The 25,805-nt window shown below is 69.6% G+C and carries 24 protein-coding genes; 9 read left to right on the top strand and 15 right to left on the bottom strand.

Annotated elements, in window-relative coordinates:
* Nucleotides 1-236: 236 nt before the first annotated feature.
* On the bottom strand, nt 237-1,004 hold the full coding sequence (map, locus tag E0H45_RS04985) for a type I methionyl aminopeptidase (protein ID WP_131335082.1): 768 nt from the start codon (nt 1,002-1,004) through the stop codon (nt 237-239).
* A 98-nt stretch (nt 1,005-1,102) separates the two neighbouring features.
* On the opposite strand from map, the gene E0H45_RS04980 reads away from it, so the two are divergent.
* The gene (locus tag E0H45_RS04980) at nt 1,103-2,248 is read left to right on the top strand and encodes a CapA family protein (RefSeq protein ID WP_238154802.1); all 1,146 of its coding nucleotides are present in this window, start codon (nt 1,103-1,105) and stop codon (nt 2,246-2,248) included.
* 61 nt (nt 2,249-2,309) lie between these two features.
* Nucleotides 2,310-2,852: a 23S rRNA (adenine(2058)-N(6))-methyltransferase Erm(C) gene (locus E0H45_RS04975; RefSeq protein ID WP_131335081.1), complete on the top strand. Its 543-nt coding sequence runs from the start codon at nt 2,310-2,312 to the stop codon at nt 2,850-2,852.
* A gap of 52 nt (nt 2,853-2,904) precedes the next feature.
* On the opposite strand, the gene E0H45_RS04970 is transcribed toward E0H45_RS04975, so the two are convergent.
* On the bottom strand, nt 2,905-4,641 hold the full coding sequence (locus E0H45_RS04970) for an ABC transporter ATP-binding protein (protein WP_131335080.1): 1,737 nt from the start codon (nt 4,639-4,641) through the stop codon (nt 2,905-2,907).
* Entirely contained in the window at nt 4,638-6,359 is a 1,722-nt protein-coding gene (locus tag E0H45_RS04965; protein WP_131335079.1) for an ABC transporter ATP-binding protein, read from the bottom strand. Before E0H45_RS04965 ends, E0H45_RS04970 begins: the two co-directional genes overlap by 4 nt.
* Before the next feature lie 160 nt (nt 6,360-6,519).
* Here E0H45_RS04965 and E0H45_RS04960 point away from each other — a divergent pair, with 160 nt between their 5' ends.
* Entirely contained in the window at nt 6,520-7,485 is a 966-nt protein-coding gene (locus tag E0H45_RS04960; RefSeq protein WP_131335078.1) for a glycerophosphodiester phosphodiesterase, read from the top strand.
* Nucleotides 7,486-7,634: 149 nt separating this feature from the next.
* On the opposite strand, the gene E0H45_RS04955 is transcribed toward E0H45_RS04960, so the two are convergent.
* Nucleotides 7,635-7,976 carry a PspC domain-containing protein gene (locus E0H45_RS04955; RefSeq protein ID WP_131335077.1) on the bottom strand — a complete coding sequence of 114 codons (342 nt, stop codon included), beginning with the start codon at nt 7,974-7,976 and terminating at the stop codon, nt 7,635-7,637.
* Between the two features lie 129 nt (nt 7,977-8,105).
* On the opposite strand from E0H45_RS04955, the gene E0H45_RS04950 reads away from it, so the two are divergent.
* From E0H45_RS04950 to groL, 4 genes are all read left to right on the top strand, one after another.
* Nucleotides 8,106-8,597 carry a SigE family RNA polymerase sigma factor gene (locus E0H45_RS04950; RefSeq protein WP_131335076.1) on the top strand — a complete coding sequence of 164 codons (492 nt, stop codon included), beginning with the start codon at nt 8,106-8,108 and terminating at the stop codon, nt 8,595-8,597.
* Complete coding sequence (locus tag E0H45_RS04945) at nt 8,594-9,451, top strand: PASTA domain-containing protein (RefSeq protein ID WP_131335075.1); 858 nt, start codon at nt 8,594-8,596, stop codon at nt 9,449-9,451. The genes E0H45_RS04950 and E0H45_RS04945 overlap by 4 nt, the downstream gene beginning before the upstream one ends.
* 36 nt (nt 9,452-9,487) lie before the next feature.
* A complete protein-coding gene (locus E0H45_RS04940; protein ID WP_131335074.1) occupies nt 9,488-9,823 on the top strand; it encodes an MmcQ/YjbR family DNA-binding protein in 336 nt (111 codons plus the stop codon).
* 227 nt (nt 9,824-10,050) lie between these two features.
* A complete protein-coding gene (gene groL, locus E0H45_RS04935; RefSeq protein WP_131335073.1) occupies nt 10,051-11,676 on the top strand; it encodes a chaperonin GroEL in 1,626 nt (541 codons plus the stop codon).
* Between the two features lie 154 nt (nt 11,677-11,830).
* On the opposite strand, the gene E0H45_RS04930 is transcribed toward groL, so the two are convergent.
* Nucleotides 11,831-12,781: a glycoside hydrolase family 6 protein gene (locus E0H45_RS04930; RefSeq protein WP_131335072.1), complete on the bottom strand. Its 951-nt coding sequence runs from the start codon at nt 12,779-12,781 to the stop codon at nt 11,831-11,833.
* 54 nt (nt 12,782-12,835) lie between these two features.
* Nucleotides 12,836-13,261, bottom strand: coding sequence for a guanyl-specific ribonuclease (locus E0H45_RS04925; RefSeq protein ID WP_131335071.1), 426 nt, complete (start codon nt 13,259-13,261; stop codon nt 12,836-12,838).
* Nucleotides 13,262-13,476: 215 nt separating this feature from the next.
* On the opposite strand from E0H45_RS04925, the gene E0H45_RS04920 reads away from it, so the two are divergent.
* Both E0H45_RS04920 and E0H45_RS04915 read left to right on the top strand, forming a co-directional pair.
* Nucleotides 13,477-14,409, top strand: coding sequence for a GNAT family N-acetyltransferase (locus E0H45_RS04920; protein ID WP_131335070.1), 933 nt, complete (start codon nt 13,477-13,479; stop codon nt 14,407-14,409).
* Between the two features lie 76 nt (nt 14,410-14,485).
* The gene (locus E0H45_RS04915) at nt 14,486-14,947 is read left to right on the top strand and encodes a hypothetical protein (protein ID WP_131335069.1); all 462 of its coding nucleotides are present in this window, start codon (nt 14,486-14,488) and stop codon (nt 14,945-14,947) included.
* Here E0H45_RS04915 and E0H45_RS04910 read toward each other — a convergent pair.
* Genes E0H45_RS04910 through E0H45_RS04870 form a run of 9 tightly spaced genes read right to left on the bottom strand, consistent with a single transcriptional unit; the run spans nt 14,944 to nt 25,785 of the window.
* Entirely contained in the window at nt 14,944-15,678 is a 735-nt protein-coding gene (locus E0H45_RS04910) for an FHA domain-containing protein (RefSeq protein WP_131335068.1), read from the bottom strand. The two genes, E0H45_RS04915 and E0H45_RS04910, sit on opposite strands and share 4 nt — an antisense overlap.
* Nucleotides 15,675-16,952 carry a vWA domain-containing protein gene (locus E0H45_RS04905; RefSeq protein WP_131335067.1) on the bottom strand — a complete coding sequence of 426 codons (1,278 nt, stop codon included), beginning with the start codon at nt 16,950-16,952 and terminating at the stop codon, nt 15,675-15,677. The genes E0H45_RS04910 and E0H45_RS04905 overlap by 4 nt, the downstream gene beginning before the upstream one ends.
* A gap of 28 nt (nt 16,953-16,980) precedes the next feature.
* Nucleotides 16,981-18,054: a PP2C family protein-serine/threonine phosphatase gene (locus E0H45_RS04900; protein WP_131335066.1), complete on the bottom strand. Its 1,074-nt coding sequence runs from the start codon at nt 18,052-18,054 to the stop codon at nt 16,981-16,983.
* A complete protein-coding gene (locus tag E0H45_RS04895) occupies nt 18,039-20,411 on the bottom strand; it encodes a serine/threonine-protein kinase (RefSeq protein WP_131335065.1) in 2,373 nt (790 codons plus the stop codon). The genes E0H45_RS04900 and E0H45_RS04895 overlap by 16 nt, the downstream gene beginning before the upstream one ends.
* Nucleotides 20,408-21,523 carry a hypothetical protein gene (locus tag E0H45_RS04890; protein ID WP_131335064.1) on the bottom strand — a complete coding sequence of 372 codons (1,116 nt, stop codon included), beginning with the start codon at nt 21,521-21,523 and terminating at the stop codon, nt 20,408-20,410. The genes E0H45_RS04895 and E0H45_RS04890 overlap by 4 nt, the downstream gene beginning before the upstream one ends.
* Nucleotides 21,520-22,515, bottom strand: coding sequence for a glutamate ABC transporter substrate-binding protein (locus tag E0H45_RS04885; protein ID WP_131335063.1), 996 nt, complete (start codon nt 22,513-22,515; stop codon nt 21,520-21,522). Before E0H45_RS04885 ends, E0H45_RS04890 begins: the two co-directional genes overlap by 4 nt.
* Nucleotides 22,512-23,837 (bottom strand): hypothetical protein, encoded by a 1,326-nt coding sequence (locus E0H45_RS04880; RefSeq protein WP_131335062.1) that lies wholly within the window; start codon nt 23,835-23,837, stop codon nt 22,512-22,514. The genes E0H45_RS04885 and E0H45_RS04880 overlap by 4 nt, the downstream gene beginning before the upstream one ends.
* Nucleotides 23,834-25,207 carry an AAA family ATPase gene (locus E0H45_RS04875; RefSeq protein WP_131335061.1) on the bottom strand — a complete coding sequence of 458 codons (1,374 nt, stop codon included), beginning with the start codon at nt 25,205-25,207 and terminating at the stop codon, nt 23,834-23,836. The genes E0H45_RS04880 and E0H45_RS04875 overlap by 4 nt, the downstream gene beginning before the upstream one ends.
* A complete protein-coding gene (locus E0H45_RS04870; protein ID WP_131335060.1) occupies nt 25,204-25,785 on the bottom strand; it encodes a hypothetical protein in 582 nt (193 codons plus the stop codon). Before E0H45_RS04870 ends, E0H45_RS04875 begins: the two co-directional genes overlap by 4 nt.
* Nucleotides 25,786-25,805: the final 20 nt, after the last annotated feature.

Below are 25,805 nucleotides of genomic sequence, written 5' to 3'. Positions count from 1 at the left end.
CTCGTCGCGGAGGTTTCCGGCGTGAGGTCATGCTCAGAGGTTCCTCTTCCATGAGCGAACCATAGTGTCCGGCGCCAGATCTGGGGAGGGCCGATGGCCGCGGTGATCGTAGCGCCGGCCGGCCGTTGGTTTGGGGACTTCTGCTGGCCGTTTCAGGTGGGTAGGACTCCCCGGATCCCTATGTGCTGCGGTGCGGGAGAGTCCGCTCGGCCAGTGTTCCCGATCCCCGAGTTCGACTACGGCAGGGTGAGGATCTGGGGGCCTTCGGGGGTGATGGCTACGGTGTGTTCGGCGTGGGCGCCGCGGGTTCGGTCGGCGGAGCGGAGGGTCCAGCCGTCTTCGTCGATGCTGTAGGTGGATCCAGGACCGGACCAGAACCAGGGCTCGATCGCGAAGACGTGGCCGGCGCGGAGTTTGAGGCCCCGGCCGGGGCGGCCGCCGTTGGGGATGTGCGGCTCCTCGTGCATGCGGCGGCCGACGCCGTGGCCGCCGAAGTCCAGGTTGGTGCCGACGCCGGCGCGGTTCCCGACCTCGCCGATGGCGGCGCCGATGTCGCCGATCCGGTGGCCCTCGACAGCGGCCGCGATCCCCGCGGCGAGAGCCTCTTCGGTCGTCGCGATCAGCTCCAGGTCCTCGGCCCGCGGCGTGCCGACGCAGAAGCTGATCGCCGAGTCCGCGCACCACCCGTCGATGGAGGCGCCGCAGTCCACGTTGAGCAGGTCGCCGTCGGCGAGCCGCTGGTCGGACGGCAGCCCGTGCAGTACGGCGTCGTTCACCGACGTACAGATCACGCCGCTGAACGGTGAGGTCGCGAACCCGGGCTGATACCCGTCGAACAACGACACCGCTCCGGCGGAACGCAGTACCTCACGGGCCACCTCGTCGAGTTCGCGCAGGGAGACGCCGACCGCGGCTTCCTTCTTCACCGTTGCGAGCGCGGTGCCGACGACCTGCCCGGCCGCGCGCATCTGCTCGATCTGCGCCGGCGTCTTCAACTCGACCATGATTCCTCCGGGATAGTTATACCGGTACTACTACCACACCCCGAACTAACAGGACCTGGGCGGCGTCTTCAACGACAACTAGGGTTTGGGGGACGGGGATGGCGGTACGACGACGCGCGGTGCTCGGGGGAATGCTCGCTGGAGCCGCGGCGGTGGCGACCAGCGGATGCATGGCGGACACCTTCGCGAACACGACAGGTGATCGGCCGACGAACACGGCGGAGCCGAAGCAGAGCAAGCAGGCTGACCGGATCACGGTCGTCGCGACCGGCGACGTACTGCTCCACGAACGTCTGTGGACCACCGCGAAACGCGACGGCGACAACGGCCGCTGGGACTTCGCGCCGCTGATGGGCAGCGTGAAACCCCTTGTCCAGAAGGCGGATCTCGCGATCGCGCACCTGGAGACGCCGCTGGCTCGCGAAGGCGGGCCGTACCACGGCTACCCGCTCTTCCAGGGGCCGCCGCAGATCGCCACCGCGCTCAAGCAGACCGGCTACGACCTCTGCACGACCGCGAGCAACCACAGCTTCGACGGCGGCGCGGCCGGCATCGACCGGACGCTCGACACCCTGGACAAGGTCGGGCTGAAACATGCCGGTACGGCGCGGTCGCGGGCCGAGGCCGAGCAGATCACGATCGTCGACGTCGGGGGAGTGAAGGTCGCGTCGCTCAGCTTCACCTTTGGTTTCAACGGTTTGCCGTACCCGAACGGCGAGACCTGGCGGGCCGGCAAGATCAGCGCGAAGACGATCAAGTTGAAGGCCCAGGAGGCCCGCGACCGCGGTGCCGACCTTGTGCTCGTCAGCTGTCACTGGGGTACGGAGTACTCGAACAAGCTCAACGACCAGCAGCGCGAGGTCGCTCCGGAACTGCTTGCCGATAGCAACATCGACCTGGTGATCGGTCACCATGCGCACGTCGTGCAGCCGATGGAGGAGATCGACGGCAAGTGGGTCGCGTACGGACTCGGAAACCTGGTCGCCGCGCATCGCGAACCGAACAGCACCAAGGCCGAAGGTCTGCTGGCCCGCTTCACGTTCACCCGCACCGGCGATCGCTGGACGACGGCGGCCGAGTACGCGCCGCTGCTCATGACGGACGTGCTCCCGGTCCGCGTTCTCGACGTACGCCGGGAGCTCGCGAAGGGCGACTCGGTGGCGAAGCAGAGCCGGCTCGAGCTGGCACAGCGTCGTACGACGGAGACTGTGACGGCACTGGGCGCGACGCCGAAAATGCTTTGAGTCAAGGCGTCGCTGCGGTCTAGGGTCGGGCGCATGATTACGTACTTCGTGATGGTCCGTCGTGCCCGCCTCCGGGCAGGCGAGGGGTGCCTGGGGATGGCATCCGCTCGATAGTCGTTGGGCCGAACGGGTTGTGGACGCGGCCGGGATCACTCCCGGCGAGCTCGTCCTCGATGTCGGGGCCGGACTCGGCGCGCTGACCGCGCCGCTGGTCCGGGCCGGCGCCCGGGTGGTCGCCGTCGAACTCCATCCCGGCCGTGCCGATCGGTTGCGCCGGCGGTTCGCGGACGCGCCGGTGACGGTGGTCCGGGCCGATGCCGGTGAGCTGCGACTGCCGTCGCGGCCGTTCCGGGTGGTGTCGAGTCCGCCGTACAACATCTCCACTCTGTTGCTGAAGCGTTTGCTGACGCCGGGTTCACGCCTGGTGTCGGCGGATCTGGTGCTGCAGCGGCAGGTGGCGAATCGGTGGGTTCGCGGTGACGCACCCGGGGCGAACCGGTGGTTCCGCCACTACGACCCGTCGATCGGACTTCGCCTTCCCCGCAAGGCTTTCACCCCACCGCCGCATGTCGATTCAGCAGTCCTGGTACTGCGCAAGCGCTAGAAGGAGCGCAACCCCCGCAAGGTCAGAGGTGACCTTGCGGGGGTTTCTGCTGTCAGCCATGCCAGGAGTTCCACAAGGCGGCGTACGAACCTTGGCGGGCGACCAGTTCGTCGTGACTGCCCAGCTCCGAGATGCGGCCGTCTTCCACCACTGCGACGCGGTCGGCGTCGTGGGCGGTGTAGAGACGGTGAGCGATCGCGATGACCGTCCGGCCTTCCAGTACGGCGGCCAGCGAGCGCTCCATGTGCCGCGCGGCCCGCGGGTCGATCAGCGACGTCGCCTCGTCGAGAACCAGCGTGTGCGGGTCGGCCAGCACCAGCCGTGCCAGCGCCAACTGCTGCGCCTGCGCCGGCGTCAACGCCAGCTGACCTGAACCGACCCGGGTGTCGAGCCCGTCCGGCAGGGCCACGGCCCACTCTCGCGCGTCCACTGCGCCGAGTGCGTCGAGCAGCTCCGCGTCCGTTGCCGACGGACGCGCCATCGAGAGGTTGTCCCGCAGCGTTCCGACGAAGACGTGGTGCTCCTGCGTGACCAGAGCGACCTGCTTGCGCAGCTCGTCCAGCGGCAGCTCCGTCATCCCCACACCGCCGACCGTCACCGAACCGGTCCGCGGCGGATGGATACCCGCGACCAGTCGACCCAGTGTCGACTTGCCCGCACCGGACGGACCGACCATCGCGATCCGCTCGCCCGGCTGGATCGTCAGGTCGACACCGTGCAGTACGTCGCGGCCCTCGACGTACGAGAACCGCACGTCACGCGCCTCGACCAGTTCGCTGTCCGGCGCCCGCCCCGACGGCGTCCGGTCGTCCGGTACGTCGCTGATGCCGAGCAGCCGCGCGAACGCGGCACCGCCGGACTGGAGCTCGTCCAGCCAGGACAGCAGCCGGTCGACCGGGTCGATCAGCTGGTTCACGTACAGCACGGCGGCCGTCACGGCGCCGAGCGAGGCGTGCCCGTTGAGGTGCATCCAGCCGCCGAACAGGAGCGTGCCGACGACCGGCACGAGATATCCGAGCTCGGCGGCCGGGAAGTACACGGTGCGCAGGAACAGGGTGTACCGCTCAGCCAAGTAGCTTCCCCGGATGTCCACGTCACCGCGCCGCACACGGTCGTCGTACCGGCGCAGGGACTCGACCGTCCGCGCGCCTTCGACCGTCTCCGCGAGCGAGCTGGTCATCTGCGCGTACGCCGCGTTCTCGCGGAGGTACCCGTCCTTGGCGCGGCGCAGGTACCACTTCGTGCTCAGCCAGAGCAGCGGGACCATCGCGACCATCGGCACCAGCACCCAGACGCCGACCAGCAGCGTGGCGACCACGGTGAAGATCACGGTCACGAACGCGATGATCGTCTCCGGTACGGCGAACCGCACGGTCCGGGACAACGTGTCGACGTCGCGCGACGTCCGCGACAGCAGGTCACCGGTGCCCGCCCGCTCGACCGTGCCGATCGGGAGCGCGAGCGCGTTGTCGACGAACTCCTCCCGCAGCTCGGCCAGCACCTGCTCGCCCAGCGCGAACGACCGGTACCGCGCCCAGCGGGTCAGCAGCGACTGCGCGACGATGAAGCCGGCGATCACGATGATCACCACGTTGATCTTGGCGGCGGTCGTGCCGTTCTGCACGCCCTCCACCAAGTCGCCGATCAGCCGCGGCGCCGCGAGCCCGCTGACCGCCGCGAGCCCGTGCAGCACCAGCGCGATCGTCAGGTTGCGCGGGTGCCGCCGGGCCAGTCGCCGGGCATGCCGCCGAATCTCGGCCGACCCGGCCACGGGCAGGATCTGCCTCATCGGAGGGCCTCCTCTTCTTCGGTCTGGCGGGTGACGGTCCGGCGGTACTGCGGTGTGCTCTCGAGCAGCTCGCGGTGCTTGCCGGTGGCAACGACTCGGCCGGCGGCGACGAAGATCACCTCGTCGACGCGGTCCAGCAGCAGTGGGCTCGCGGTCAGGACGACGGTGCTGCGGCCGGACCGGTGGTCGCGCAGCCGCTCCGCGATCCGCGCCTCGGTGTGCGCGTCCACGGCCGAGGTCGGCTCGACCAGGACCAGCACGGACGGGTCGGCGAGCAGCGCGCGGACGAGGACCAGCCGTTGGCGTTGTCCACCGGAGAACGAGCGGCCCTTCTCCTCCACCTCGGAGTCGAGTCCGTCCGGCAGCGCAACGAGTACGTCCTCGGCGGACGCCGTACGCAGCGCGGCCATCAGCTCGTCGTCAGTGCGACGACCTGCTGGGTCCAGCTCCGTGCGCAACACACCGGTGAACAGCTGGGAGCCTGTGTCACTCACCAGGATCCGCTCCCGGACATCTGCCCGCGTAGCGCTGGCCAGCGTCACACCGCCGTACCTGACTTCGCTGGTCTCGTCGTACCGACCTAGGCGGTCCGCGAGCTTGTCGTTGCTGTCCGGTTCTGCGGAGACGACTGCGGTGAGCAGTCCGTCGCGGGCGCGGACGCCCGACACCGGATCGACCAGGTCGCCGTGGTCCGGTAGCCGCACCGGTGTCTCCGGGTCGGTGATGTCGGTCTCCAGCTTCAGGACCCGGATCACCCGGCCCGCTGCGACCAGTCCGCGCATCAGTTGGTTGGCGAACTCGGTCGCTGTACGCAGTGGCAGCACCAGGAACGTCGCGTACCCGTAGAACGCGACCAGTGAGCCGGCACTGAGGTCACCGCGCAGAGCGAAGTGCGCGCCCAGGCCGACCACCAGCACGACGAAGATGCCTGGCAACAGCACCTGTGCCGCGTCCAGCACGGACTGGATGCCGGCTACCCGTACGCCGGCCTTCCGCACCTGCTGCGACTCGCTCCGGTAGCGCTGGGAGAACGACTCCTCGCCGCCGATCCCGCGCAGCACGCGCAGACCGGCCACGATGTCCGAACCCAGCGAGTTCAGCTCGCCGACCGCCTCGCGCTGTGCGGACTGTCGCTTGTGCAGCGGCCGCAGCATCGGCCCGAGGCAGAACAGCATGATCGGTACGCCGATCAGCACCACCAGACCGAGCACGGTCGACGACGACAGCAGGATCGCCGCGACCACCACGAACGCGACGATCGCGCCGGCGAACCGGGCCGAGATCTCCATCAGGTTCCCGATGTAGGACAGGTCGCCCGCGCCGATGCTGACCACCTCTCCGGTGGCCAGCTGCTTGGGCAGCGTCGCGCCGAGGTCGGCCGACTTCCGCGTCACCACCTGGACCGTCCGGTACGCCGCGGTCAGCCAGTTGGTGACCGCGAACCGGTGCCGCATGATGCCCGCGGTCGCCTGCACCACGCCGACCGCGAACAGCAGCGCGGTCCAGCGCAGCAGCCGCTCGCCGTCGCGGGCCGCGATGCCCTCGTCGATCGCCCGCCCGAGGATCGCCGGGATGAACGCCTGCGCCGCCATCCACAGGATGCCGAACGCCATCCCACCGGCCAGCGTGCGTGCCTGACCGCCCGCGACCCACCACAGGTAGCGGGCCGGCGAGCGATGATTCGGGACGCCGGGATCGGCGAGCGGCAGTTGTCTCATAGCCTTCTCAGGCTAGGTGTCGCCCCCGACAGTCGCATGCGAATTAATCGCACCTGCGGCGCGGCCGGACACACGCGGTGACGGTGACGGTCGGTAGACCTTCACCTTGCGTTGGGCAACGGGTTCCCACCGGGTCATGTCCGGCCCCTGTCCTGGTTCCATGTTGGTGATCGCGCATCGGGGAGCGAGTGGCTACCGCCCGGAACACACGCCGGCGGCCTACCGGCTGGCCGCGGCTCAGGGAGCCGACTACCTGGAACCTGACCTGGTCGCCACCCTCGACGGCGTCCTGGTCTGCCGGCACGAGAACGAGATCTCCGGTACGACGGACGTCGCGGAGCACCCGGTGTTCGCCGACCGGAGGATCACCAAGATCGTCGACGGGACCGCGGTCACCGGCTGGTTCGTCGAGGACTTCACGTTCGCCGAGCTACGGACGCTCCGGGCCCGGGAGCGGATGCCCGCGCTCCGGGCGGGCAACACGGCGTACGACGGGCTGGAGGAGATCCCCACCTTCGACGAGGTGGTCGCACTGGCGCGCCGGGAGTCGGCGCGATTGGGACGGCCGATCGGGGTACTGCCGGAGATCAAGCACCCGACGTACTTCCGGCGACTCGGCCTGCCGCTGGAGGAGCTGCTCACCGAGCGGATCCTGGCGCTCGGGCTGCGTCCGGACGAGATCATGATTCAGTCGTTCGAGCCGACGAGCCTGCGGCGGCTGTCGGTGATGACACGGGTGCCGCTGGTGCAGCTGATCGACTCCGAGAGCGCGCCGGACGATTTCCTGCGGACCGGTGACGGGCGCACGTACGCCGACCTGATCGAGCCGCGGGGGCTGCGGGAGATCGCGACGTACGCTCAGGTGCTGGCGCCGTACAAGGACCTGGTGGTGCCGCGCAACGCGGACGGTTGTCTCGGGGAACCCACCCACCTGGTCGACCACGCCCACCGTGCCGGTCTGGGCGTCCAGGTCTGGACGTTCCGCGCCGAGCGCCGCTTCCTGCCGGCCGGGACCGATTTCACCACCGAACTCACCCGCTTCGCCGCTCTGGGCCTGCAGGGTGTCTTCTCCGACCACCCGGACCAGGCGGTCGCCGCACTCCGCAAACCCGCCCTCAACGTGTGACCCCTGCCAATTTCCTGGCTGACCCAGCAATTTGCCTGGCTGACCCAGCAGCTTCGGGGTTCTACACCGTGAATACGGGTCAAGAACCCCCGAGTTCGCTGGTCAACCAGGCAAATGTGGGGTCGGGCGGGCGACCGGCGCCGCGGGGATCACGCCGCCGGGGGCTTGTTGTTGGTGTCGTCGTAGAGCCGGGAAGCGATGTCGTCCTCGGTCGTGTCCTGGTTCTGGTTCTGGTTGACCGACTGCTGGACGTTCTGCCAAACCGCCTTGCCGTCGGACTCGGGGATCACGATCCACGCGACCGCATAGCCGATCAGGGCGGCGCCGCCGGTGATGAGGGTGAGGCCGACCCAGCCGAGGCGGACCAGGGTCACGTCGACGTTCAGGTACTCGGCGATGCCGCCGGACACGCCGGAGAGCATCCGCTGGTTGCCGGAGCGACGGAGGACCTTGCCGGAGAGGTTCTGGAACGGTGCGTTGGAGTTCGTCATGGCTCTACTGTCCCGTTCTGGGCCCCTCCAGCACATCAGGATCGGTACCGACCGACCCCTGACCCGCCCCTGACGACTTTCGTGGAACCCACCGCATCCCCCAGCCTGTCTCTAAGGGTGAGGAGGGGTATGGACGAGTTCACCGAGTACGTCACGGCACGCTGGCCCACGCTGGTCCGCTCCGCGGTTCTGCTCGGCTGTACGCCGTCCGAAGCCGAGGACCTCGTCCAGTCCGCGCTGGAGCGCTGCCTGCTCAAGTGGAACCGGGTACGGGCAGCGGAAGACCGTGACGCGTACGTGCACCGCGTACTGGTCAACTGCTTCCGCTCCTCCCGCAGGCGTCGCTGGCACGGGGAACTGCCGTCCGCGTCGCTCCCGGAGTCCCCGGGCAGTGACCAGACGGCAGGTGTTGACGACACAGACGCCGTGATGCGCGCACTCGATCGCCTGCCGGGCGACCAGCGCACAGCCGTCGTACTGCGGTACTACGCGCACCTGACCGAGCAGCAGATGGCGTCCGTACTGGGCGTCGCCGCCGGCACGGTCAAGAGCCGACTGTCCCGAGCGGTGAAGGCCCTGGCACAGGACCCACACCTGGCAGAACTGCGAGAACCCCGATGACCGACCTGACCGACCTCCTGGCCCGCACCGCCGACCAGACCCCCGTAGGCCCACCCCCGCTGGACGCCCTCCGAGCAGGCGCGACCCGCCGACGCCGCCGCCGTACGACGGCACTCACAGCCACTGCCGTGGTTGCTGTCGCTGCGGTGATCGGCGGGACGACCCTGCTGACCTCCCACGACCCAACCACCCCCGTGACGTCCCCAACCCCAACCCCGGCGCCCCTCCCACCTGCGACCCGCCTGGTCGGCTTCGGCCACGCCGCCATCGCTGTCCCCGCAGACTGGCCGACCAACAAGAGCATGTGCGGCACACCAAAACAGGACACCGTCCTGCTCGACGACCCGAGCGCAGCGCAGTACTGCATGATGCATCGCCCGGTGGGCGTCGAGAGCGTGGGGTTGTACTACGGGAGGCCTAGAGCCGACTTCCACGCCGACGAGGCGTTCGAGATCGACGGTGTGCGCGCCGAGCGGCAGCGGACGACCTGCTCGACGTCCAACTACCCCAAGGCCAACACAACGACCTGTGGCAGCACGGTGAGCATTCCGTCGCTCAAGGTGTGGTTCCAGGCGGAGTCGTCGACGAGCGCCGAGCAGGTCGACAGGATGCTCGGCTGGATTCAGATCGTGCCGGACCGGTCCGGCGTCCCTAGCTACTCGTCGCTGGCGGGTGCGCCCATCAACCCCGTCAGGGAGGCCTACGCGCCGCTGCTGGCGGCCGCCGGACTCAAGATGCAGTACAAGCGGGTGAAATCCCCCAGCTACCCGTCCGGCACCATCCTCGGCGTATCACCCGCCGCGGGCACGATGCTGCCCGTCGGCTCGACCGTGACCGTGACGGTCGCGCGCTGATCCGAACTGTCGGTGGGGCCACCTAGCGTGCTGGGTATGGATGTGCGGGCGGTGGTGAAGGTGATGGCGGGGTTGCCGGGCGCCGAGGAGCAGGAGGGGTGGGCGGGGCAGCCGGTCTTCAAGGTCCGCAACAAGAGCTTCGCGTACCTGTCCGAGGACCAGACCCGCCTGCACCTCAAGGCGCTCCGCGAGGAGCAGGAGGCCCTCGTCGCCGAGAACCCGGAGGTCTACACGCCGTCCTGGGCGGGCGGCCGCTTCGCCTGGATCCTCATCCAGGTGGACCTGGCCGACGAGGACGAGCTCCGCGAACTGGTCACCGAAGCCTGGCGCCTCACCGCCCCGAAGTACCTGATCGCCCAGCTGGACAGCTGACCGCTGGCCGGGGGCTGGCTTGCACTCGTTTGGGTCGAGTGCTAATACTTGGTTAGCACTCCATGGGTGAGAGTGATAAGACTCGCGCCCGGCGGAGTGTGCAAGAAGACGGCCTCGATGAGGTGCCGTTGCGCGGCGGGACATGAGCGTCGCGGATCGGTGCCGTCCGTCGCGGGCATCCGGGCCGGCTGAACCACAAAGACTCGACGCGGGAGGACTCGCGGAGAATGCCCAAGCTGATTGCTTTCGATGAAGAGGCGCGCCGCGGCCTCGAGCGGGGAATGAACACCCTCGCCGACGCCGTCAAGGTGACGCTCGGCCCGAAGGGCCGCAACGTCGTGCTGGAGAAGAAGTGGGGCGCCCCCACGATCACCAACGACGGCGTCTCCATCGCCAAGGAGATCGAGCTCGAGGACCCGTACGAGAAGATCGGGGCCGAGCTCGTCAAGGAAGTTGCCAAGAAGACCGACGACGTCGCGGGTGACGGTACGACCACCGCCACCGTGCTGGCCCAGGCCCTCGTCCGCGAGGGGCTGCGCAACGTCGCCGCCGGCGCCAACCCGATGGGCCTGAAGAAGGGCATCGAGAAGGCGACCGAGGCCGTCAGCGAGCAGCTGCTGGCGCTGGCCAAGCCGGTCGAGACCCGTGAGCAGATCGCGGCGACCGCGTCCATCTCGGCCGCGGACAACCAGGTCGGCTCGATCATCGCCGAGGCGATGGACAAGGTCGGCAAGGAAGGTGTCATCACCGTCGAGGAGAGCAACACCTTCGGCCTCGAGCTCGAGCTCACCGAGGGTATGCGCTTCGACAAGGGCTACATCTCGCCGTACTTCGTGACCGACACGGACCGGATGGAGGCCGTCCTCGACGACCCCTACATCCTGGTCGTGAACAGCAAGATCGGCAGCATCAAGGACCTGGTCCCGGTGCTGGAGAAGGTCATGCAGACCGGCAAGCCGCTGGCGATCATCGCCGAGGACGTCGAGGGCGAGGCCCTGGCCACCCTGGTCGTCAACAAGATCAAGGGCACCTTCAAGGCCGTCGCCGTCAAGGCGCCGGGCTTCGGTGACCGCCGCAAGGCCATGCTGGTCGACATCGCCGTCCTCACCGGCGGCGAGGTGATCTCCGAGGAGGTCGGCCTCAAGCTCGACACCGTCGAGCTGGAGCTGCTCGGCCAGGCCCGCAAGATCGTCGTCACCAAGGACGAGACGACCATCGTCGAGGGCTCGGGCGACGCCGACCAGATCACCGGCCGGGTCAACCAGATCCGCGCCGAGATCGAGAAGTCGGACTCCGACTACGACCGCGAGAAGCTGCAGGAGCGTCTGGCCAAGCTGGCCGGCGGTGTTGCGGTCATCAAGGTCGGCGCGGCCACCGAGGTCGAGCTGAAGGAGCGCAAGCACCGCATCGAGGACGCCGTTCGCAACGCGAAGGCGGCCGTCGAGGAGGGCATCGTCGCCGGTGGTGGCGTGGCGCTGCTGCAGGCGTCGGTGATCGCGTTCGAGAAGCTGGACCTCGAGGGTGACGAGGCGACCGGTGCGGAGATCGTCCGCAAGGCCGTCGAGGCGCCGCTGAAGCAGATCGCCGTGAACGCCGGCCTCGAGGGCGGCGTCGTGGTGGAGAAGGTTCGCAACCTCGAGCCGGGCTGGGGCCTCAACGCCGCGTCCGGTGAGTACGTGGACCTGATCAAGACCGGCATCATCGACCCGGCCAAGGTGACGCGCTCGGCGCTGCAGAACGCGGCGTCCATCGCGGCCCTGTTCCTCACCACCGAGGCCGTCATCGCCGACAAGCCGGAGAAGGCAGCAGCCGCTCCGGGCGGCGCGCCCGACATGGGCGGCATGGACTTCTGATCCAGTAGTCCAACAGCACACGCAGTACACCAAAAGGTCCCGGGCCCCGGCCCGGGACCTTTTGCGTAGCCGTTGAACAGGAACTGGTGCCGGTGCATCGGTTATTACCTGTTCACCGGCACCGGCGCGCCGGGGTCGGCCCAACTCTCGGCAGTCAGATGCCGGTGATCAGGCGATGGGCCAGCACAGGGGAGAACGTGCGCGTGGGGAGATCCGGCGTCAGCCCGCACGGCCCGTCGGACTCTCCCGGCGTACGGAGCCAGAGATGCAGGTCCACCGGGGCGGGGGTGCGCGCCGGGGGAGTGCCGAGTTTGCGGGCGGGCGGGTTGCAGGAGCTGCCGTCGGAGCCGTTGCCGTTGCGGCTGGTGTCGATGACGTAGTGGGTGCCGCCGCCGAGGGCCTGCAGGATCTCGGTGCCGCGGGCCACCGACTGCTCGGTGGTGAAGTAGTTCGCGGTGTTCAGGACGAACCCGCGGACCTTGCCGATGTCCGCGAGCCGCAGCCGGCGCGCCATCTCCTTCGCGTCACCGGACGTCACGTTCCCGGCGTCGAGGTACGTCCACGTGTTCGGGTTCTTCGCCGCGAGCACGCCCACGGCGTACTTCAGCAGCGCGATCCGCCCGTCCCACTCCGGCGTCGGGTAGCAGTCGAGCCGCGCCAGCGCGTCCGGCTCGAGTACCACCACCGCCGGCCGCGTCCCGATCCCGGCCGACACCGCCGCGATCCACGTCCGGTACGCCGCGTCCGACGCGGCCCCGCCGCCGATCCCGCACTGGCGTCCCGGGAGGTTGTCCGTCACCAGCACCGGCAGCTTGCCCGCCTTGTCCGCTGCCGTCGTGTACGCCGTGACTCCCGCCTGCACGTCCCCGCTCCAGGCGCCGAGCCACCGCGCCGACGCCTGCGCGGCGATCTTCGACGCGAGTTCGGCGTCCTCCGGGTGCCGTCGTACGTAGGCAGCCGCGGGCGAGGCCGGATCGACGTAGAACCCGGTGGTGAGCTTCAACGGATCGCCGGTCGCTTCGGCCAGCCCGGACTCGGGCCGGCCGAAGACGAGCAGCGCGGCGGTCAGCACAAGGAAGGCAACTAACGGACGCGTGGTCGGCATCGTGAAGGATCCTCCTGATCACTCAACGTGCCGACGACATTACTCGCAGCCAGCTCAGCTGTCCTCGTCGACCTCGCAGAACGAGGCGTAGTGGTCGCCGGTGTAGTAGACGTGTTCGGGTGTGGTCAGCGCGCCGCCGCCGACCAGCCGGCGGGCGCCGCGGTCGGGTGAGCCGGGCGTAATCACGGTGTACTCGTGGTAGTACCCGCTGGATTCGTCCGGGAGGATGCCCTCCCGGTTCGAGAAGACGGTGCCGTCCTGGTCGTACGGGAACGGTCCGCCGGAGTGGATGAGGTCGAGGGTGTCGGCCGCCTGGGACGGCAGCGAGCTGAGCGCGCAGGTGTCGATCGCAGTGACCTGCGGCGCGGCGACGTACGACGAGGCGACGTACGAGGTGTGAGAAGGGGTCGGGGCGGCGTAGGCCGTGGAGCCCAGGGCTGCGGTGGCAGCCAGAGTCACGGCGGCGATGAGGGTTCTCATGCCCGGAGGCTTCCCGCCCGAAGTGTCGCTGGTACATCCCAGCTGTGAATAACAGCTGGACTATGACCCCGCCGTACCCCTAAAGTCTGGCCCGGCGAGAGAGATCCCGGAGCGGAAGGAGCGACCGATGAACACACTGACTTGTTTCCCGGCGCGCCCGATCCGCTCGCACAGCTCGCACTGAGCGGAGCAGCGCGCCTCCTGCTGGAGGATCTGTGACCATCCGCAACACCGTCGAGGACGACCTCGACACCATCCTTGCTCTGATCGAGCAGAAGTCCGTCAACACCGTCACCGTCGAGCGGTACCGCGAGTACGTTGCCAGCGGCTACTACAAGCACGACTGGAACTGGGTCGTCGAGGAGAACGGCGCGATCCAGGCCCTCGCGATCTGGTGGGGCGTCCCGGGCGAGAGCCACCCGTACAGCATCGACGGGCTCTATTACGCCGGTGACGGTGACCCGGTCCCGGTGTGGACCGAGCTGCTGAAGTACGCCGTCGCGTCGCGGCCGGCCGATGCCGAGCCGCCGGAGTACCACTTCTTCCTGGACAGCGACTGGCAGGACAAGCCCGACGTCGTCACGGCGCTGGAGGTACGGAGCCAGGCGGCCGCTGCGGTCGGGATGACCGGGATCACCGATCGGCTGCGCTACGAGTGGAAGCCGGAGTTCGGCCTGCCGGAGCGGTCCACCCGGCTGAAGTTCGAGCCGGCCGACGACGAGGCGTTCGTCGACGTGTTCATGCGGGTCAGTGAGGGCAGCCTGGACACCGCGACCGCGCGGGAGATCGCACGCCTCGGCGCCGAGGGCGCGGCCCGCGAAGAGTTGGCGATGTACAAGTCGATGCCGGGCGACCGGGACTGGTGGCGGCTCGCGTACAACGGTGATGGCGAGCTGGTCGGGTTCGAGGTCCCGTCGGCGAACGCGGGCGGGCCGGTCGTCGGGTACCTCGGGGTCCTGCCGGAGCACCGCGGGCACGGGCTGAGCGACGACCTGCTGGCCGAGATCACGCACCAACTGGCGGAGACCGGCGCCGAACACATCCGGGCCGACACCGACTTCGGCAACGTCCCGATGGCGAAGAGTTTCGAGCGTCAGGGGTACCGGAAGTTCGCGGTCCGCCGCGTTTTGGCGTTCCCGGAGAACTGAGCGCCGAAGTACAGACGCGCACGCCCCGAATCCCTATGCTCCCTGACATGTCAGAGAGTCCTAGGGGAGCGGGGCGATGCGTGACATCGCACTGATCCTGCACGTCCTGGCAGGTGTCCTCGCGGTCCTGTTCGGCCCGTTGGCGGTTGTGCTCACGCTGCGCCGCCGCGGGCTGAACTGGGCCGGCGAGGTGTACCACTGGGCGATCGCGCTGGTCTGCCTGACCGCGCTGGTGATGGTCCCGTACGACTGGGACCGGCTCTGGTACTTCTGGCCGATCACGATCGCGTCGTACCTGTTCGTGTACGTCGGCCAGCGCGCAGCCGAGGCACCCGGGGGACTCTGGTACCGCGGCGTCCTGCGCGGGTACGGCGGCAGCTGGGTGGCACTGTGGACCGCGATCGCGGTCGTCTCCTTGCCGCGCCAGTGGTGGGCCTGGGCGATCCCGATCGTGGTCGGTTCGGCCGTGATCGAGTGGCTGTGCTTCAACCCGTCGCCGAGCTGGACCCGACAGGCCCAGCCCGGCACGACACCCTAGGCCTGCCCGGCCTGCTCTTCGGGGGTTGCCTTGCGGACCACGAGCCGGGTCCAGGCGCCGACGTAGACACGGTCGTCCGGGTTCAGCTCCTGGCGCTGGCCCGGGACGATCGGGGTCTCGGGGAGCGGTCCGGCGGCGGATGCGACGTACGTGCCGTTGGAGGACTGCAGGTCCTCCACCCACCAGCGCTGGCCGTCGGTGGTCAGCTGGGCCTGCCGGCGGCTGACGCCGGTGTCGTCGCCGCAGTCGATCTCCGGCGAGATGCCGCGGCTGCGGGACGGCCGGCCGATCAGCAGGCTCTTCTCGGTCAGCGGGATCACAGTCGGCAGCCCCGGTGACGGACACGGGTCGTCACTCTGCTGTACGGCGTACCAGTCCGGGTCGACCCAGCGCTCGACGACCCACTCGGCCAGCGCGGCCGGTGCCGACGGGGTCGCCGGTGGGGTCGCCGGAGCCGGATCGGCGGACAGGTCGAGCGACGAGGCCGGTCGCGGCATGGTGCCGGTGGTGAAGTCGTAGCCGCAGTTCTCGCAGAACAACGCGTCGGTGGCGGCGGCCTCCGAACAGTTGGGACACGCCTGCGCAGCCGGGGCCGCCGGAGGGGCGGCCGCCGGATCAGGGGCAGGCGCAGCCTCCGGTGCGCTGGCCGCCGCGGCACCCATCGGGAGACCGCAGACGTCGCAGTAGTCGGTGGAGGTGGAGGGGTGTCCGCTGGGACAGTTCACGGTCATTTCCGCACCCGGGTGGTCTTGGTGGAGGCCGTGTCGAGAGCCATCTCATCGGCTTTCTCGACCGTCCGCTTCAGCCGCACCGTACCCGTATCCTGGTCGTCGATCTCGACAACCTTCCGCAGCCGTGTCGTGGCCTCTTCGTTGCCGGTCTGAGCGGCGAGCTGCACCGCGCGACCGAGCTTCGTGGTCGCCGTCGCCGTGTCGCCGACCGCCTTAGCGGCCAGACCGTCCTGGATCGCCTGCGCCAGCTCGGTCTGTCCGGTGTAGTGCGCGACCTCCGGGTTGATCCGGGTGGTGAGGGCCTCGTCCGCGGACCACAGCGCCTTCACCAGGCCCTGCGCGACCGTGTCGTTGCCGAGCACCAGTTGTACGCGTGCAGCGAGCTGCTCCTGCCCGACCGCCTTCGCGGCCAGCCGGATCGCCACGTGGTAGTCGCGGGACTCGTCACCCCACGAACCGGTCGGGTACGACCCGGTCAACGGGTTGATCGACGTACGCCGGGATGTCAGGTCCTCGACTGTCGGCGCGACCTGCCGGACGAACAGCACCTCGGCACCCTGCGGCGCCCAGACCCGCAGATCGGCCTGCGCGACACCACGGCCCATCGCGTTCTGGATCAGCTTGGAGAACTCGGCGGCCAGCTGGTCCGGCGCCGGGATGATGTCGACGGTACCGAGCAGGGCCTGCGCGATCCGGCGTACCTCGTCGACCTGCCAGGCCACGCCGACGCCGCGGGTGTCGCACTGGAACTGGCCGGTCACCGCCTCGATCGTCTGGGTCAGCGCCTCCGGCGTCTCGTGCTGGTTCTCGCCGTCGGTCAGCAGGATGGCGTGCTTCTGCGTCAGCGACGGCACCGTGGAGAACACCCGCGACGCGAGCCGCAGCCACGTGCCCATCGCGGTCCCGCCGTCGGCGTAGAACCGGGACACGGCGTCCTTCGCGGCCTGCCGGGTGTACGGGTCCATCTTGACCATCACCGGCTCCGCCGACGGCGGGAACGCCAGCTGTGCGCGGTCGTTGCCGGAGATCACCGCGAACCAGACACCGTCGAGGATCTGGTCGAGCGCGGTCTGCGCGGCGTACGCGGCCGCCTGGACACCGTCGCGACCCATCGAGCCCGAGGTGTCGACGATGATGATCTCGCCCGCGTCGCCGCTGCCGGACTGCCCTGCGGCGCCGGCGCCGGTGCAGTTCACCGTGACGATGGCGTGCACGTCGGTCCCGCCGTCCGGCAGGAACTCGTTCTGGTAAACGGAGGCGGTGAAGTCGGCCATCTCGGTCTCTCTCCTTAGATCCGCGCCGTCAAATACGTGCGAGCGCGACGGTGATGTTGTCCTGACCGCCCTGGGCGTTGGCCCAGTCAACCAGGGCGGACGCGGTGGCCAACGGCTCGCCGCCCTTGTCCGCAGCTGTCTGACGTACGAGCTCGGCCAGCGGTGCCGCCTCCGAGCAGTAGTTCCACAGGCCGTCCGAGCAGACCAGCAGCCAGCCCGGACCGCTCACCTGCAGGGTCGTGGTCCGTGGCGTGTGGTCCGGCGCGTCCTTGCCGAGCCAGCGCGTGATCGCGTGCGCGTGCGGACCGGACTCGGCCTCCTCACGCGAGACCCCGGTGGCGATCAGCTCGGCCGCCCACGAGTCGTCGACGGTCAGCCCGACCGGCTCGGCCGCGTCCGGGAACCAGTACGCGCGGCTGTCGCCGACACTGCCCGCCACCAGCATCCCGTTCTCCAGGACTGCAGCGACGAAGGTGCAGGACGCCGGGTTCGGGCTGTCCGGACTGGTGCTGTCGAGTACGGCGTCACTCGCCGCGTCGGCCGCCGCCTTGAGCCGGGCCGCGATCGCGCTCGCCCGCGACGAGTCCGTGCCGAGGCCTTGCGCGTGACCGGCCTCGAGCACCTCACGCGCTGCCCGGGCGGCCGCGAGTGACGCGACGTCTGAGTCGAGTGACGAGCTGACGCCGTCGCACACCACCAGTAGCGCGCGGCTGCCCGGCTCGGCGTCCGCGGCGATGGCCATCGCGTCCTCGTTCCGGCTGTGCCGGATGCCGCGGTCGCACACCCCGGCCACCCACGGAGCGGGCTGCTCCTCGAAGTGGTCGCGCGGCTTGGCTGCCTTGGTGCCACAGGTCTCGCAGTACCCGTCCGCGCCGACGGTGCCGCCGCACGACCGGCACGGGCCGGCGCCCGCAGCCTCCTGGCCGGGTACCGCGCCGATCTCCACGGTCGGCTCGGTGTCGGTGTCCAGCGCCGGTGAGGTCGGGGCGGTCCCCGGCTTCAGCTCGGCGCCGCAGGCCTCGCAGAACAGGTCCGCCTCGGACACCGCCCCGCCACAGCTGGGGCAGACCGTGTCGGTCGTACTCGTCATCGCAACGTCCATCCTCGAACCTCGTTGGCCTGGTCGACCAGGGCGATCCGCTCCGGCCGGGTCTGCGCCTGGTCGGCCAGCTGCCGGTAGGTGGCCTCGAGCCCGTCCCGCAGGGAGGTCTCGGTGGCTGCCCGTCCGTCGATCCGCAGAGCTTCCTGCGGACCGGACTGCTGGACCTCGGCCAGCGCGGTCCGGAACACGTCCGCGGCCAGGTTGGCCCGGTCGACCGGGTCGATGGTCAGCGTCGCGATGCTGTCCATCGCCTGGGCGAGCGCGGGAAGGCCACGCCCTGATCCTGCCAGTAGACCGGCTCGCTGGCGACGGGCGCGCACATACGCACCGCTGGTCCGGGGGACCAGGTCCAGTGCGTTGAGCGCACCGTCCACGTCGTTGCGGGAGGTCCGGATGTTGGCCAGACCGAACGCCGAGGGTGCGATGTAGTTGGCGTCGGTGCGCGCACAGGTCAGGTAGAGGCCCTCGGCAACGTCGAACTCGCCGCTGTGCTCACACGCGATCGCGAGCGCGAGTTTCGGGCCCAGCTCACCCGGCACCTGGCCGTAGACCGCATTGAACGCGGACTGTGCGGCCTTCGAGTCGCCACGGGCCAGAGCGACCAGTCCGGCCATCCAGACCGCACGCCACTCCCACGGGTCCTCGCTGAGCAGGTCGTTCACCGCGGTGTCGACCATGTCGTAACGCTCCGGTCCGACCTCCAGGGCGGCCTCGGCGACCTCCAGCAGTGTCTGCGCCGACTGCTCCGGCGCATCGACCAGCAGTTCCAGCTTCTTGGCCGGGTCCGGCACGCTGACCGTCTTCAGCCAGCTGGCCATCTTGTCGCTGTCGTCCGGTGCCAGTGACGGCAGCTGCTGCCACGGCTGGGCCGCCTCACCCAGTCCGGCGGACTTGTCGCCGGGTGTACCGAACAGGAGCGACGACGCCGAGTGCTGGGCCGCCTGGACGCCCTGCTTGTCCGCCACGACCTCACGCAGTACGCCGAGCAGTTGCACGCGGAACTCGTCGGCGGACTGGAACCGGTCCGCGGGGTCCTTCGCGCACGCCTTGGCCAGCAGGCGGTACACCGAGTCGTACTTCTGGAACAGCGGCACCTCGGCCACCGGCGGCAGCGAGTCGATGTACCGGCTCTGGTAGCCGCGGAACTCCATCGCCAGCACGCACAGCGTCCGGCCGAGCGTGTAGATGTCGGAGGCGACCGACGGGCCGACCTCGGCCACCTCGGGCGCCTGGAAGCCGACCGTGCCGTAGATCGCCGAGTCCAGGTCGTCGATCCGCCGGACACCACCGAGGTCGATCAGCTTGACCGCGTCACCGACCTGGATGATGTTGTCCGGCTTGAAGTCGCAGTACACCAGGCCGAGGTCGTGCAGGTACGAGAAGGCCGGCAGGATCTCCAGCAGGTACGCGATCGCCTGGTCGATCGGCAGCGCGTCGTACTGGCCGTTGTTGGCGGCCATCCGCTGCTTGAGCAGGGTCTTCAGCGAGGTGCCGCCGACGTACTCCATCACGATGTAGCCGGCGCCGTCGTGGGTGACGAAGTTGTAGATCTCGACGATCAACGGGTGCTCGACGCGGGCCAGGAAGGTCTGCTCCGCGATCGCCGACGCGACGGCGTCCGGATCCTCCGAGTTCAGCAGGCCCTTGAGGACGACCCAGCGGTCGGACACGTTCTTGTCCTTGGCCATGTAGATCCAGCCGAAGCCACCGTGTGCCAGGCAGCCGGCCACCTCGTACTGGTCGTTGACCAGGTCGCCCGGCTGCAGCTTCGGCGAGAACGAGAAGCGGTTGCGGCACTTCGGGCAGAAGCCCTCGGTCCGGCCGGGCTGCCCGCTGCGGGAGCGGCCGACCGGATTGCCGCAGCTGGGGCAGTTCCGGCGGTCCTCCGGGACCATCGGGTTGGCCAGGATCGCCTTGCTCGCGTCGATCGCCGGGATCGTCGGCACGTGGGTCAGTCCGGCGCCGAGCCGGGCGCCGCGCAGCCGGGTGGACGACGTACCGAGCTTGCGGGTCAGCTTCGAGCCGGCCTGTGCCGCGCGCGCCGAGCCGAGTGGCGTGGACGCCAGCCGGTTGGAGGCGCGGGAGACGGTCGACACCGTGCTCAGCGCGTCCGGTTCGCCGCTGGCCGCCGTACCGCCGCCCGGCGCGGGCGAGCCGCACACGTCGCAGTACCCGTCGACATAGGTCCCCGTGCAGCCAGGCTGCGTGCAGGCACCGGTCGCCGAGGCGGCCGCACTCGGGGCAGCCGCACTCGGGGCGGCTGCGCTCGCCGCCGCGGGGGAGCCGCAGACGTCGCAGTAGCCGTCCACGATGGAGCCGGTACAGCCCGGCTGGGTGCAGGCGGTGTTGGTCGTCATTTCGTCCCTTCCAGGTAGGCCTGGTAGGCCGCTACCAGTGCGCCGAGGCGAGCCAGTTCCACCGGCTCGGTCTCGCTCACCGCTCGGCCGCGCCGGTACAGCTCGGCGAGATCTTCGTTGCCCGGGGCAACACTTGCCGCCTTCACCTGATAGGCGTCCAGCAGTTGGGTCAGCTCGTCACGTCGTTGCAGCGCAGCGCCGTACGCCGCCTGCGCCTGACCGAGCGCCCGCCGTACGGCGTCCAGCCGGGTCAGGTACTTCTCCAGCTCGGCCGGGGTGTTCGGCACCGACCCGAGCGCGGTCACATCCGGTACGGCGAGACGCGGGGCCGGACTGACCGTCGCGACCGCCTTGTCCGCCAACGCGCGCACAGCCGTGCCTTGAGCTTCGAGCTCGCTGCGTACGGTGCGGGCCCGGGCAACGTCGGCGGCACGTTCCTTACGGGTGGCGGCGCCGACGATCAGATCTCGCTCTGTGCGCGCCGCGTCCATGTCCAGCGGGCCGATCAGCCCGCCGATATCGGCGCCACGCTTGTTGCGGTCGGTCAGGTCGACGAGCCGGCGGTCGAGGTCGTGGTGCTTGGCGAGCGCGTCGTTGCGGACGTTCGCCGGCTCCTGCTTGACCAGGTCGCTGATCCGCTCCACCTGCGCACGCAGCTGCCGCAGCCGGGCGGCCAGGTCGGCGTCGCCGGGCTGGAGCATGAGTTTCGCCCGCAGACTGGACGCCAGCGCGTCCGACAACTTGCAGGCCTCGGGCAACGAAACGGCGAGCGAACCACCGGCGCCGCCGGCGTCCAGGCCGCCCCAGATCAGCGTGGAGATCCGTTCGGTCTCCTGCTGCCCGACCCGGCCCGAGTCCCAGGTGACGAGGATCAACTCGTACCGGTCCGAGACCGCCTTCCAGACCGTCATGCTGAGCACGATGTCGGCACTGAGGGCGTCCCCGTCGGGCGAGTGCAGGGCGGCCTGGTCCAGCTCGTCCAGCTCCGCCTTCCGCCGGTCCCGCCACTCCCCGAGCGCACCGAGGTAAGAGAGCAGCTCCGTAGCAGGAACACTGCTCCCCATCCGCCCCGGCGGCGGAGGCGCCGAGACAATCGGCGTACGAACGGTCATCGGCCGTAAGCGGGCGTCGGCGGGGCCGTCAACTTGCCCAGGTCCGCGCCGAGCCACTTGTTGTAGGACTCCATCCACGGGCTCACACCGCCCGGGGCCGGAGGCGTCTTCATCTGCGCGAGGACGCCGTTCACGAACCGTACGAAGTCGACGTTCTCCTTGTTGATGCCCAGGCCGTACGGCTCGTCGCTGATGCGCTCCTTCAGCACCTTCGCGTACGGATCCTGCGCGGCGTCACCGGCCAGCACCGTGTCGTCACCGCTGATCCCGTCCGCCTTGCCCTGCTGGAACAGCACCAGGCAGCCGGTGTCGGTGTCGGCCGTGACGGGCTTGATCGCCGGGTTCGCCTTCTTCAGGTTGTCGAGGCTGGTCGACCCGGCCGGTGCGCAGATCGTCTTGCCGGACAGGTCACCTAGTTTGGTGGCCGTCGAGTCGCGCTGGACGAGCGTCTTCTGGCCGGACCGGTAGTACTCCGCCGAGAACGCGATCCGCTTCCAGCGTTCGCAGTTGATCGTCATGTTCCGGGCGACGATGTCGACACTCTTGTTCTCCAGCAAGGGGATGCGCTGCGGGCTGGAGATCACGCGCAGTTCGAGGTTGGCCGGCTGGCCGGGGCCTCGCTTGCCGAAGATCGCGTCGGCGACGGCCTGGACCATGTCGATGTCGAAGCCCTCGATCTTGCCGCTGAGCGGGTTCCGCGAACCGAGGTGCAGGCTGTCGGCGGAGACACCGGCGATCAGCCGGCCGCGAGCCTGGATCTTGTCCATCGTCGAACCGTCCGGCATCTGCCCCGGCGCCGGCAGCGTGCCATCGGGCGCGTAGGACTCCAGCTCGGCGGCCTTCTCAGCTGCCGTGCACGGCACCGCCGCGGGCGCGGCGGACGTCGCCGGCGACTGAGGTGCTGCGGGGATCTGGGTGGCGGCGTAGTTGCCGTCGCCGCAGGCGGTGAGGAGTAGGGCGGTGGCGACGGCGAGTGGGATCAGTTTCTTCATCGGTACTCCTCCAGACGCTGCGACATGCCCCAGGCGACCAGCAGTGCGGCCAGGATGCCGATCGGTACGCCGAGCCAGCCGATCGGCGGGAGCCCGTCGCGCGCATCCTTCAGTTCGCTCTGCACCGCCGTACTCGTCCGGGTCAGCTGCTGGTTGGACGAGGAGTCGAAGGCGCCGAACGTCTCGACCGAGTTGTTGGCCTTGTCCTTGCCGACGGCCATCGCGACGGCGGCATCCCAGTTGCCCTCCGTGCCGTCGGTCGTCCGCACCTTGGCGTGGACCGTCTTGTAGGCACCCCACAGCTGCTTCAGGTTGCCGCCGTTGCCGCCGACCTTGTCGAGTTGCTCGTCCACCTGGCCGGCCGCCGCTGTGTACGCCTTGTCGAAGGCGTCGCCGGAGCCGCGTGCGATCAAGGTCAGGCTCTCGTTCGAGCGGGCGTCGTACGCCGCGATCCGGGCGCGGGACAGCGCCAGGGTCCGCTCGTACTCGGAGCTTCGGGTGTCCTTCGCGGAGCTCGACGCGGCGGCGAGTGCGACTCCGCCGACGACGGTGGTCAGCAGGACGAGAGCGGCGCCGGCGGCGATCGGGACGTTGAGATAACGGTGCGTACGGCGGGCCAGCCAGCGCAGCGTGATCGCGAAGACCACCAGGCTCAGCAGGCCGCCGACGAGGACCCAGATGGTGCCCTTGCTGATCCCGTCGAACTCGGTGTCGACGCGCTTCTCGTTCGCCTCGACCAGCGCCTTCAGCAGGGGCAGCGAGTCGTCCTGCAGCACCGAGTTCGCGTCCTTCAGGTACTGCGAACCAATCGGGAGACCCTGGCGGTTGTTGGCCCGGGCCTGCTCGATCAGGCCGCCGTACGTGATCAGCGTCTTGTTCAGCGCGCCGAGCACGTCGCGGTCCGCGGGCTGCGCGGACGCGGCCTCGGCGATCAGCCCGGCGGCCGCGGCCAGCGAGTTGACGAAGTGCGCACGCTGCTCCGGCGGTTCGAGACCGCCGACCAGGAACGCGTTGGTGGCGTCGGCGTTCGCGCTCACCAGGTTGGTGTGGATCGCCTGGATGCGGACCAGTTGCGCGGTGTTCGCCTGCGCCCGGTCGAGGGCGCCGTCGGACTGGCTGAAGCCCTGCGCGGCGGCGAGGCCGAACACGACGCTCATCGCGGCGGCCAGGATCAGGAACGCGCGCATCCGGCCCGGCGTACCCGCGAACCACTGCGCGACGGCGCCGCGTGGACCGGCGGTCCTGGCGTTCGGCGCCTGCAGCGTCGTGCCCGGCGGGGCCGCCGACACGGTCGCGGGCGGCGCACTCTGCGTCTGGGTCACGCCTGTTCTCCTTGTTCGATCTCCGTGACGTCCGAAGTACTGACGGTCGCCACCTCTTCGGGCTCGACGGCGTCGGCGGGCTGCTCGGTGAGGTCCTCGGCGAGGATCTGACGCAGCTGGGTCGTCGTGGGTGCCGGTACGTCGCGGAGCCGCCAGGCGTGCCGGCCGATCGCGGCCTCGAGCACGTTGCGCGCGAACCGGCCGTTGCCGAACGAACTGTTCCGCGCGGTCCCCGCAAGCACCTCGTGGAACTTGTCCACCGCCTCCGGGACCAGCTCGTAGTCCGCGGCCTCGGCGAGCCCGGTGAGAATGTCGGTGAGCTCGTCGTCGCTGTAGTTCTCGAACTCGATCGTGGTCCGGAACCGGCTGGCCAGCCCGGGGTTCGCGGAGATGAACGCTTCCATCGGCTCGGGGTACCCGGCAACGATGACGACCAGGTCGTCGCGCCGGTCCTCCATCTCCTTGACCAGCGTGTCGACGGCCTCCCGCCCGTACTGGTCGGCGCCCAGGTCACCCGCGGTCAGGCTGTACGCCTCGTCGATGAACAGCACGCCGCCCACGGCGGAGGCGACCACCTCGGCGGTCTTCGTGGCGGTCTGCCCGAGATACCCGGCGACGAGCTCGGACCGGTCGACCTCGACCAGTTGCCCCTTCGACAGCAGGCCGAGCGCCTTGTAGATCCCGCTCACCAGCCGCGCGACAGTCGTCTTTCCGGTGCCCGGATTCCCCACGAACACCAGGTGCCGCGTGATCGTCGGGCTCTTCAGACCCGCCTCGGTCCGCAACTTCTCAACCCGCAGTACGGCGACCTGCCGGTGCACCTCGCGCTTGACCCGAGCCAGCCCGGTCAGTTCATCCAGCTCGGCCAGCAGCTCTTCAACCGTCTTAGCCGGCTGTTCCGCTACTACTTCTTCTTGCGGTGCTTCCTGGGCCTTCGGTGGCGGGGTCGATGCAACCTGGAGTGGACGGGCGCCAGCAGCTTGTAGCTGGGCTGCAGCTGCCACCGACGCGTTGCCGACGACCCGCATCGTGGGCTCACCCAACGTGCAGGCTGCGGACGCCACCTCCGCCAGCGCCTCGGCGTACGCCGCCTTCTCCGCCGAACCACTCGCGATCAGTTCGGTCAGGACAGCAGTCGGGGCGCCGCGCCAACGCCGGCCACGGACGGCGGCGTCGAAGAAGTCCTGCGTCGTCGCGCCCTCGAACACCTTGCCCCAGTCGGCGGGTGCACCTGGTGCCGACTCGGCCAGTGCGGCGGCCAGCGCCAGCGCCTCCGACCGGGCGCGATCGTCGGCGACACCGGCGCGGCCGGCGACCACGAGCAGCTCGGACAACGCCTGCTGCAGAGACTTTCCCCCCGCGCCGCTCATGACCCTCCTCGTCCAGGTGGTGGTGCCAGTGGTCCCGCCGGTCCCATGTCGGGCGGCGGGGTCGACCCGGTCGGGCCGAGTGCCAAGCCTCCGCCGGTGGAGCCGGTGCCGAACTTCTCCTGCAGGAACCTGCCGTGGGCGATCAGCGCCGCCGCGTCGGCGCGGTTCACCGCGTCGAAGACCTTGTCCATCGTCGCGGCCAAGAGGTCCAACTGATCGATCAGGATCATCAGCGACGTCTTGCCGCGGTCCACCGGACGCGTGTCGGCCCACTGCCGCGGCAGCCTCAGGTACCCGCCGATCGCCTCCGGCAGGTAGTCGGTCGCCGTCGCCATCACGGAGTACGCCTGCACGCTGCCGCCCAGGTTCCCGAGCCGCGGGATGGTCTCCCGTACGACGCGGACCACCCGGCCGACCCGTGATGCGACGGGGGCCGGTACGGCGCCGCCCGCGACCAGCTGCTCGACGCGGACCAGCGCCGCCAGCAGGTCGTCGTTCGTCGGCGGCCGGGGCACCGGGGCAGGCTCGGGCTCCTCCTTGCGACCGGTCAGCCGCGCAAAGAAGTCGCCGAGCGCCATGCAGTCCCCCGTCTCCAGGT

The organism is Kribbella soli (assembly GCF_004331345.1).
Taxonomy (GTDB): Bacteria; Actinomycetota; Actinomycetes; order Propionibacteriales; family Kribbellaceae; genus Kribbella; species Kribbella soli.
Note: the sequence above shows the minus strand (reverse complement) of the source record. Positions and strands in the feature narration are given on the sequence as shown.